General features: G+C 36.4%; 8 protein-coding genes and 1 tRNA gene. 8 read left to right on the forward strand and 1 reads right to left on the reverse strand.

What is annotated here, in order from left to right:
* Nucleotides 1–983: 983 nt before the first annotated feature.
* Entirely contained in the window at nucleotides 984–1,763 is a 780-nt protein-coding gene (locus tag A9239_RS07450) for a transposase (RefSeq protein WP_048154297.1), read from the forward strand.
* A 423-nt stretch (nucleotides 1,764–2,186) separates the two neighbouring features.
* Nucleotides 2,187–3,836: an RNA-directed DNA polymerase gene (locus tag A9239_RS07455; protein ID WP_048154300.1), complete on the forward strand. Its 1,650-nt coding sequence runs from the start codon at nucleotides 2,187–2,189 to the stop codon at nucleotides 3,834–3,836.
* Between the two features lie 334 nt (nucleotides 3,837–4,170).
* Here the strand turns inward: A9239_RS07455 and A9239_RS07460 are convergent.
* Nucleotides 4,171–4,244: transfer RNA gene (locus tag A9239_RS07460), tRNA-Thr, on the reverse strand.
* A 197-nt stretch (nucleotides 4,245–4,441) separates the two neighbouring features.
* Here A9239_RS07460 and A9239_RS19410 point away from each other — a divergent pair.
* From A9239_RS19410 to A9239_RS07485, 6 genes are all read left to right on the forward strand, one after another.
* Nucleotides 4,442–4,618: a hypothetical protein gene (locus A9239_RS19410; protein ID WP_155400450.1), complete on the forward strand. Its 177-nt coding sequence runs from the start codon at nucleotides 4,442–4,444 to the stop codon at nucleotides 4,616–4,618.
* Between the two features lie 132 nt (nucleotides 4,619–4,750).
* Complete coding sequence (locus A9239_RS07465; protein WP_048156688.1) at nucleotides 4,751–5,305, forward strand: YkgJ family cysteine cluster protein; 555 nt, start codon at nucleotides 4,751–4,753, stop codon at nucleotides 5,303–5,305.
* Between the two features lie 313 nt (nucleotides 5,306–5,618).
* On the forward strand, nucleotides 5,619–6,188 hold the full coding sequence (locus tag A9239_RS07470; protein WP_048120296.1) for an aldolase: 570 nt from the start codon (nucleotides 5,619–5,621) through the stop codon (nucleotides 6,186–6,188).
* Between the two features lie 331 nt (nucleotides 6,189–6,519).
* Entirely contained in the window at nucleotides 6,520–7,131 is a 612-nt protein-coding gene (locus A9239_RS07475; protein WP_048120294.1) for a CDP-alcohol phosphatidyltransferase family protein, read from the forward strand.
* Between the two features lie 257 nt (nucleotides 7,132–7,388).
* Nucleotides 7,389–7,829, forward strand: a complete 441-nt coding sequence (locus A9239_RS07480; RefSeq protein ID WP_048120293.1) for an archease — start codon at nucleotides 7,389–7,391, stop codon at nucleotides 7,827–7,829.
* Nucleotides 7,830–8,258: 429 nt separating this feature from the next.
* Nucleotides 8,259–9,761, forward strand: coding sequence for an RtcB family protein (locus A9239_RS07485; protein WP_048154303.1), 1,503 nt, complete (start codon nucleotides 8,259–8,261; stop codon nucleotides 9,759–9,761).
* Nucleotides 9,762–10,002: the final 241 nt, after the last annotated feature.

Here is a 10,002-nt window from a genome sequence, read left to right on the forward strand (position 1 = left end):
TCCACTTTAAATCGTGCAAAACAATAAAATTTTAATTTTATTGAAATAAATTATTTGTTATGATAAGAGGAAACAAATAAATCAATCAATCAATCAATAAGTCAATGGTAAAAACGGTATTTGAAGGCAACATATTAATTCCTTTGCCAAAATTATTGGTTGAAAATCGCTTTCATTTTCTATTTTCTATAATATTTCCTAATCATTGCGATTTTTGCGGTACAAAATTAAATGTGAACTCTCACTATACCCGTTTTATTCTTACTAGTTATGGAACCATAACTCGCAATATTACATACTGGATTTGTCCTAACTATAATAAGAATTTTTAGGATCAGATAATTGTCTTTTCTGGATCCGCAAATTACAGTGATTAGTTCTATGACAAACAAAAGTTTATCAGATACGATGGCAGATGCAGCCTTAACAATTCCTGTAGAATAGGTGAAAGATATACAGAAGGCTTGACTGATATATGTGGGAGAGCTCCTTATGTCTCTTCATTATGGTTGCATGAGCAAAAACAAGCAGTAATTTCTAAGCAAGAACTTTTAGATCAAAATGTAGATTTTGACCGGAGTTTCTAAAATGTTGAAAAATAAAGGTGTCTGCTACGATAATTCAAAGTATGATAAAAAATAGATTGAGTTGCATACATCGTCTTATTCAAGTCTTGTTGTCGCCTAATATTGAATTGGTTTTCTGAGACCGTAATCATTATTTATGTGATTTGTTATCTTCTTATAGGGAAGGTACCCGTTTTACTGCGTTTTATTTTAATTATTATCTTTTAGACTCTACAATTGAAGAAGTCTTCAATTTTCACTATGCTGACTATAAATAAATCAGTTTGATATATCTCTATTTAGTATTAAACATTTTGGAACTGCTTGCCAACATAATTAATTCTTTATTGATCCCTAAAAAAGTTCCTCTTGATATGGTTTTATGTATGAAAGTATAAACTTCGGTTTGATGGAATATTGTATGTCGATGGAGATTGGAGCAAGAAAGGATGGAAAAAGAAGTTTGAAACTCTGATCGGAAGAGATATTACAGTAAAAGAGTGGAAAAAGATGCGATATAAATCCGTTTACGTTATCGCCACAAAGGAAAAGGTAATTTTGGATTTTGAGGTAACCGACAGGTTACCAACAATTGAAGCTCTGATTCCTCTTTTCGTACGAATAAAAAACCGATTTCCAGAAGGCAAAATTCAAAAAATCGTTTCTGATGAAGATAAAGCAATTATTGTAGCTGTAAAAAGTGTTTTTCCTGAAGTGGCTCATTCTTTTTGTGTGTTTCATCAATTAAAAAACGTTAGCAAGAAATATAGTGATGAATTTAAATATAAAGAAAATATTCCAGATAATGATAAACTTGTTTACGATGAGATATGCAAGTTAATACATTCTGACACAGTCATCAATTCTGTTGTGTGTTTTCAAAATACCCTAAAATTGGAATCTAATCTGGAACTTTCAAAAGCGTCTCATAAAGCGATTTCTTATGCAAAAGAGATTTTCGAGAAGAACATAAGCTTTTTGAAAAAAGAATTTACACCTGAGACGGATAATACAATGGAACAGATATTTTCTTTGATAGGAGATATTGTAGACAAAGTAAGATCATTCAAAACTGATAATGGTCTAACTAATTTTTGTTGCAATTTATTTGCTTATTTTAATAAACTGTGTTTTCGCACTGGAAAATGGGCAGTATTTTCACCATTGATGAGGCAAGATTCCAGTATGGATAAATAAAGTGCGAACAGAAAATTCAATTTAAATTGGAACTCCATAGCGATTGCTATCGAATAATTATGGCAAAACCGCATGTTTATCTAAAAAATTTGGATATTAATATATAATATTTTCAAAATGATATAGAGAGTTAAATGAATTTGGATGAAATGCTATTGTTCTTTTGAAATTGGAGATAAACCAGAAAAATTAAAAAGACTCGTTTACATAGAAGGAAGAAAAATAATTAAAGATGAGCCTTTAATTGTAACTACGCCATAAAATTTTGTTAACATAGAGGGAACTAAGAAGAAAATTTTGGTATTAACTCCTTAATAAGCTAGGAATAATAGATATTTAAGGCAATAAATAAATCAATTAACTGATTGTAAGTGAATATTTATCATCAGTTAATATGTTGATATGTGGTAATTAGCATTTTTGATGACTAGAGAAGTAAAGGGCAAGAGAGAAACTGAGAAAGGTGAAATAATGGTTAAATTTAACGAAGACTCTCTTCTATGGGCAAAAAAATCATTAATGAAGCAAGGTGATTCTGATCTTTTCCCAACGCCTTTTGAAATTGAAGCTATAAACGACAAGTGGGAATTCGTAAGAAATAAATTATTAGAAAAAGATATGATTTTAAATGGTCGTGATTTAGAAGTAAATACTAAATACCATTGGGTAGGGGGTAGAAGAGCAATTGCGCCAAAAGGAAGATTGTCCTTTAGAGTAGCCACCCAATTAGATCCAATTGATAGCGTGGTATTAACTTCTTTAATTCATCAATATGGTCAAAAACTTGAAAATACTAGGATACCAATTACTAAAAATAAGGTATTTAGCTACCGTTTTAAACCTGATACAGATGGACATCTGTATGATCAAAATAATTCTTGGATTAATTTCTGGAAATTTTCTTTAGAATATGCACAAAATCTGCCTGATGGATATATCTTGGTAGCTGATATTTCAGATTTTTATAATCAAGTATACCATCATACTGTTGAAAACGAATTAGATAGAGCAAGTATACCTCCTGAAATCAAAAAATTGATAATTGAATTGCTCAGCAAATTGACAGATCGGGTTTCAAGGGGTATTCCAGTTGGGCCACATCCTTCACATTTACTTTCAGAAATTTCATTGAACCCAATTGACCATTTACTTGAATTAAACACATATCACCACTGCCGATACAGTGACGACATACATATTTTTTGCAAAAATGAGATACAAGCACAGATTGCCCTATATGACTTAGTAAATTATCTAGATAACAACGGTAGGTTAGTTTTGCAAAAAAGTAAAACCTCAATTATGCCTTCTAAAGATTTTTGCAAATATGCAGAAGAGAAAATAGAAGATATAACTACAAGCGATTTAGAAGGAGAAATATTGAGAATTATAGACAAATATTCATTTGGAGATCGTTATGCTAAAATAAGATATAATACTCTGAGTCTCCAAGAAAGAGCTTTATTCACAGAAGAGAACTTAGAAAAGATCTTTGTAAAATATGTCGATGATAAAGATCCTAATTTTAAGCGTCTTAGATGGTTACTCCGAAGATTAGCACAAGTAGGACCACCTGAAGGAATTCCTTTTTTAATTACAAATCTTAAAGATTTAATGCCAGCGTTAGAGGACATTTGCACCTATATTATATCAACCGAAAATACATACTCTGGTCGATGGGAAGAGTTAGGTGATGAATTGATCTTAGATCTTGAGTTACCAATAGTTAACCACAGTGAATATTTGCAAATGACACTGATAAGTCTTTTTAGTAAAATTTCAGATTTGAATCATATAGATAAATTATTGTCTATGTATGATAAGAGCTCACCAACTGTTAGAAGAAAAATAGTAAACGCAGCTACAAAAGCCCATGAAAATTATTGGTTATTTAGTAGGAGAGATCAATTAAGAGAATCAGGAACTTGGTTGAGGCGGTCAATAATCCTAGGAGCTTCAACATTTACCGTTGATGAAAGAAATGCGTGGTTAGCAAAAATTATAAAAGATTCGAATTATACATTTTTAGAACAAATTGTTGCTCAATGGGTTAAAAATGGAGGTAAGATATAATTTTTTAGGTAATAACAAAATCACCAAAAATTTGGATATATTGGGATTTCTTAGATCACAGATGCTCTGTAATCCTTTTATTTCTTATTTAATTGGTGGTCCACCAATAATCAGTTGATATTCCAAGGTACTCACACATTCGCATTCCGTTTTCTTTTCTTGCTTTATGGGCACTCAATTTTCTGTACGCGGGTAAACTTAGAAAATCCCTTAAAAACGGCTAGCAGAATGTGTAGGAGTTGAAAATTGATATTCTAGGGCTTATGCCTTTAATGAGCTACCAAGGGAAGATTAAGACAAAATAGAAAGAAAGTACTTTAATCAAAAATTTAGAAGCCCCGTGCGTGATTTGAACACGCGACCTAGTGATTACAAGTCACTCGCTCTACCGGGCTGAGCCAACGAGGCAATTAGAAAATGCTGCGACTTATCTAAATACAATACTCACAGATAAACTTTATGGCTGAATTCTTTATCTGAAAGCCACTCGTCTTAATCTGATTGTGATCTGTTCTCTTTTTTGTCAGGTTCCAGAGGTCATAAGTACATAAACCTTAGAGAGTCCTGTGTTTATCTCGTTTAAGACATTATATCCAGGGTAACTAATGTTCCGTAATGAAGATACTAAATTCAAGTTTGCGGCACTGAAACATGACCCTATATTCATAGAGTGGATTGATACAACAAATCCCAAAAAACAACTGAACACTTACGTAAGAGCACTGGAGATTTACACTGAATATACTGGAATCCCCGGAGTAATTAATTACATAAGCAGATAAGAAGGATCCGGCTCTTATGATTTTTATTCTTGAAGCAGGAAAAATAGAGATATTATGGAGAGTAGCAAAGGAAGCACCGGAAAGAAAAAGACTTTATGAGAAGTGAAAAAAGAAAGTTTACGAGGCTTAGTCATGGATCGAAGACAACGTTTTAAAAAACACGACTTGTTACTCTCAAAAACTCAAAGCATACTTAAACATTATAGCTGTCCTGAATCATGTAATGCGAGTTGCTGCAAACATCATATTATTGATTTTCATAGAAAAGAATATGAAAAAATTTTAAAAAATGTAGATAAAGAAAGTGCGAATATTTTAAAATCGAATGTGGTAAAATCAGAGTTAGAAGGATGTTATAAAGCAATAAATGCCGTCGAACAGTGCCCATTACTGGTAAATTCAAAATGTAGAATATACGATAACAGGTCGGAAGCATGTAAAACTTTTCCTTTTGTAATATTTCAGGATGATGAAGCCGGATTTGGTTTAACGTTGTTATTGTGTCCGATGTCTGTTAACATAATTCACGATTATGCACAATGGTATAAATCAGTAAACTTAACAATGTATAATCAATTAATTTCCATGTACGAACAGTATAAAAACATAGACAAAAATAATGATTTTTGTATTCAAATGAAAGAGCAAAATTTAGATTCTTTCATAGAATTTCTTGAAAGGAAGTAATCATTAATTTTTCTTTTTTGAGTAATATTCTTAGAAGAAGAGCAGGTATAGTATTTTAGAGGTTCCTGTTATTGATGACCACAAGGACCCTAAGGGTCTTTTGAAGAATAGATCTGAGGTTAGTGTGTCCATTAAGCATACGCTCAAAACTGGTGAAGTTTCATAAAATTAAAAAGATAAAATGGATTATAGTTTCAGATTTTTTAGACATTATGAAGAAAAAAAGGATTATTAAAGCCTATTTTTTAGAAACATAACCTCGAACTTATAAGCAATATGTATTATTAACCAAAGGTATAATATACCGCTTACGATGTGGCAGGAAATTGCAAAATATGGGCGCAAGCTAGTTGAACACGGGCTTGTCGAATCTAACTTTGGAAATATCAGCAGCAGGGCTGGCGACAGGATGCTTATCACCCGGACAGGTGCCGCACTTGACGAAATCACAGAGAATAACGTTGTTGAAGTTGATGTTTGGGACACTTCTTCCCTTGATATAATTGCATCTTCCGAAACTGTCGTACACCGGGAAATTTACAGGCAGACCTCAGCACTTGCAATCATTCACGCTCATGCTCCCTATGCGGTTGTTGAGTCCCTGCTCGCAGGCCCTGAAGGAAGAATTTCACCTGTAGATAGTGAAGGACAGTACTTCCTTGGTGAGATCCCGGTCGTCGGAGGAGGGATAGGTAGTTGCGAGCTTGCAGGAAATCTTGCAAATGCGCTCTCAAGGCATAGAGGCGCTATAGTTTACAGTCACGGAACTTTTGCAATCGGGAGAACGCTTGGAGACGCCTATATAGTGACTACGCAGCTTGAGCATTCCTGCAAAGTTAAGTACCTGTACGAGCGTGCGAAAACAGAAAGGGAAAGTAAATAAACTATAAACGCTCGATTGCAAACGCTTGCTCGTTTGACCCTCGTTTATCCGTAAGATTGTGTGACAGCAGAGAGAGAAAATGAGTAGACATAAACGTTCGCTTGTTTAATCCATGATTAGAAGTAAAAGCATGAGAAACAGGAAATAGAATGAGTAAACTTATCTATCGAATAAGCGGATAATCATACAGCTTAAGTATAAATATAAAAAAGCAGGTAAACACAGAAACGAATAAAAGCGAATCCAAACCCGAATACCGAGTAAGATAAGACGCCTGTTTCCTGGGCGACTTTCTGTTACGGGTATTACCTAAAGAAAAATCTCGAGTACCATGACGTTTAACACCTTGAGACCTTTTGCCTCAAAATTTATCGATCCACTGGCAGACTATTTCGTCAGATATGAGGTCTCACCCAACACGGTTTCCATAGCTTCCCTTATATGTGCATTCTTTGCAGGACTGAGTTTTTATTACTCACCTGCGTCTAGGGAATTTATCCTGCTGGCAGGCATCCTGGTAATACTTAACTCTATTTTTGACGCCCTTGACGGAATAATTGCAAGGAAATCAAATAGGGCAACTCCAAGAGGTGACTTTCTGGATCACGTGATTGACCGTTACTCGGATGTTTTTATAATATGTAGCATCTTTTTTGCAGGTTATGTCTCCTGGCAGTTAGGAGTTACGGCAATTGTAGGTGTGCTGCTTACCAGCTATCTAGGGACCCAGGCCCAGGCACTTAGCCTTGGAAGATACTATGGTGGGATAATGGGCAGGGCTGACCGACTTGTAGTTATAATTTTTGCGTCTTTCGGCAACTTTGCCTTTCCAGTGCCAATTGCAGGTTTTTCAATTCTTGGCTGGGCCGTCATCCTGATTGCTGTAACCAGCCACATAACAGCAATCCAGAGAATCTACTATATATGGAAAGAGCTGCAGTAATAACATCCTTTTTTAATAATTTTACAATTTAGTTTTATTTCACCTAGAGTTCTATCTATATTCATTGACTAAGTTCGTTGTTTATATTCCATTGTTTAAGTTCGCTGTCTAAGTTCATTATCCAGGTTCTTTATCTAAGTTCACTATCTAGGTTCGCTGTCTAAGTTCATTTTTAAAGTTAAGGGACATTCTTTAGGTCTGAAAACAGATTTATGCGGTAAATAAGTTAATGTAACAAAGAACACAATTACCTGGCTATGTCATCTCAAGGAAAACAGTATGAGTATCTGGATCACACTGCAGATATCAAATTCCAGGCTTTCGGAAAAACCAGGGAAGAAGTATTTGAAAATGCGGCTCTCGCGATGTTTAATGTTATAATTGATACAGAAAAAGTCTCGGGAGACACCGCAAGAGAAATTGTTCTCAAGTCGCCTGACCTGGAATCCTTGCTTGTGGACTGGCTTTCTGAGCTTCTATATCTCTTTGAAGTTGATGAAATTGTTTTCAGGGATTTTCGGGTTAAGATAATCAGGGAAGTAAATGGTGAATATTCAATAACAGCTCAGGCACTGGGTGAGAATTACTCTCTCGAAAGCCTTCCTTTTGAGACTGAAATTAAGGCTGTTACCTATAACCAGTTAGAAATAACGAAGACTGCTGATGGCTGGAAGGCTCAGGTTGTTGTGGATATTTAAGGGAGCAAAAGCTTTTCCCCTATCCCCCGTAATTGGTTTGCCAAATACTGGCTGGTTCTCCTCTGACTACTTGCACCATGCATATCTTCATGTATAGGAATTATCCTATTCTGCACTACATATCTCAAGTACTATAATATTTCAAGTATATTTCAAGTATATTTCAAGTATATCTCAAATATATCTCATGTATATCTCAAGTTGAGTTATCTAGTCCTGAATTGGTTCAGTCGTATTTAGATCGACTTTGTTATCTCGAACCGATCTTAATCAGCCGTTTCCAAAATTCATTGTGGCTTTAATCCAGCCTGATACAATGTATCTTGATCACGTTTCCAAGGCAATTTGCAGAACCTGTGGGAAACGGAAGATAAATTAGTAGTTCCAGAATTATATCTAAAGCATAAAGGAGCAGGGAGAGCATAAATCATGGTAGAAAGTGAAGATACAGCTATTGAGGAATTAAGCACGGAAAACGTACAGAAAGAGGTGAAGGGTATGGTCAGGAAACTTTCTGAAAATGAATGGGAAATTCCTGTTGGGCACATTCCTAACATGCGGGTTCCAGGCCGCCTGTTTGTATCCCAAAATTTGCTTGAAGGCATTGAACCCGGGACTATTGACCAGATTGCAAATGTGGCAACCTTACCTGGTATTCAGAAGTACTCTATGGCAATGCCTGATGCTCATCTTGGCTATGGCTTTGCTATAGGGGGAGTTGCCGCTTTTGATGCAGAAGAAGGAATTATCAGCCCTGGCGGGGTGGGCTTTGATATCAACTGCGGGGTAAGGCTCATTCGTACCAATCTTCAGAAAGAAGAGGTAGTTCCAAACATAAAAAGGTTAACCGACGAGCTTTTTAGTAACATACCCGCAGGCGTTGGTTCCAAAAGTCGGATCAGGGCTTCGGACCAGGAACTGGACAGTGCTTTTCTAGAGGGAGCAAACTGGGCTGTAGAAGCCGGATATGGCGTAGAAGCTGATGTCAAACACTGTGAAGCTAATGGATCTATGGAAGGAGCCGACCCTGCCCAGGTAAGCACGAAAGCCAGAAAAAGAGGAAAACCTCAGTTAGGAACTCTTGGAAGCGGCAATCACTTCCTTGAGGTTCAGTACGTTGATAAGATCTATGATCAGGAAATAGCTTCGACCTTTGGGCTTCAGGAAGGCCAGGTTACGGTAATGATTCACTGCGGGTCAAGAGGTGCAGGGCACCAGATTTGTACTGACCACTTAAAGGAACTCTCTCAGGCCGTAAAGAACTATAAAATTGAAATTCCGGACAAACAACTTGCCTGTGCCCCTGCCCAGTCAAGGGAAGCCCAGAACTATTTTAAAGCCATGCTCTGTGCTGCAAATTATGCATGGGCAAATCGTCAGATAATTACTCACTGGACAAGGGAATCATTTGAAAAAATATTTGGAAGAGATGCTGACGATCTGGGCATGGATCTGCTTTATGACGTTGCCCACAACGTGGCAAAACTTGAAAAACATATTGTGGACGGCAAGAAAAAAGAGGTGTATGTGCACAGGAAAGGAGCAACAAGAGCCTTCCCTCCAGGGCATCCCGAGGTTCCTGCCGTATACAGAGATGTAGGTCAACCGGTGCTGATTCCTGGAAGTATGGGGACTCCTTCTTATATACTATGCGGTTCAGAAGAGGCTATGAATGTTTCTTTCGGTAGTGCCTGTCATGGGGCTGGTAGAGTCATGAGCAGAGCACATGCAAAGAAAGAATTCCGCGGACAGAGCATAAAAGAAAACCTTGAAGCTCGGGGTATTACAGTAAGAGCCACCCATCCTTCAGTCATTGCAGAGGAAGCTCCAGATGTATACAAGTCTAGCAGCGAAGTGGTAAATGTCGTGCACGAACTCGGAATTGCCCGTAAGGTTGCAAGAGTTCTTCCTTTAGGGGTTACAAAAGGTTAACTAAAACAAGGGTTAAACCATAAGTTCCAGTCACAGAATAACCTATGCATATTCCCGATTGGGCATTTTGATTTTCACTATCAAAGTCGCCAATCAAAGTTGCAATAAAGTATAAGTTGCATAGTTTATTTCGTTGCGGGCACTAAGCATCAGAAATTATAGGCTTCAGTGCCTGAAGCTTCTATGGGAACTGTAATCTATGGGCTAAAGTTTTATCTTTAATTTTACCCCTTTATTTTAC

The organism is Methanosarcina sp. A14, assembly GCF_001729375.1.
Lineage (GTDB): Archaea > Halobacteriota > Methanosarcinia > Methanosarcinales > Methanosarcinaceae > Methanosarcina > Methanosarcina barkeri.

Bases quoted from the DNA above. Each gene is read 5' to 3' on its own strand.
- A9239_RS07475 (WP_048120294.1), top strand. From the start codon at position 6,520: ATGACGTTTAACACCTTGAGACCTTTTGCCTCAAAATTTATCGATCCA.
- A9239_RS07465 (WP_048156688.1), top strand. From the start codon at position 4,751: ATGGATCGAAGACAACGTTTTAAAAAACACGACTTGTTACTCTCAAAA.
- A9239_RS07480 (WP_048120293.1), top strand. From the start codon at position 7,389: ATGTCATCTCAAGGAAAACAGTATGAGTATCTGGATCACACTGCAGAT.
- A9239_RS19410 (WP_155400450.1), top strand. From the start codon at position 4,442: ATGTTCCGTAATGAAGATACTAAATTCAAGTTTGCGGCACTGAAACAT.
- A9239_RS07485 (WP_048154303.1), top strand. From the start codon at position 8,259: ATGGTAGAAAGTGAAGATACAGCTATTGAGGAATTAAGCACGGAAAAC.
- A9239_RS07470 (WP_048120296.1), top strand. From the start codon at position 5,619: ATGTGGCAGGAAATTGCAAAATATGGGCGCAAGCTAGTTGAACACGGG.
- A9239_RS07455 (WP_048154300.1), top strand. From the start codon at position 2,187: ATGACTAGAGAAGTAAAGGGCAAGAGAGAAACTGAGAAAGGTGAAATA.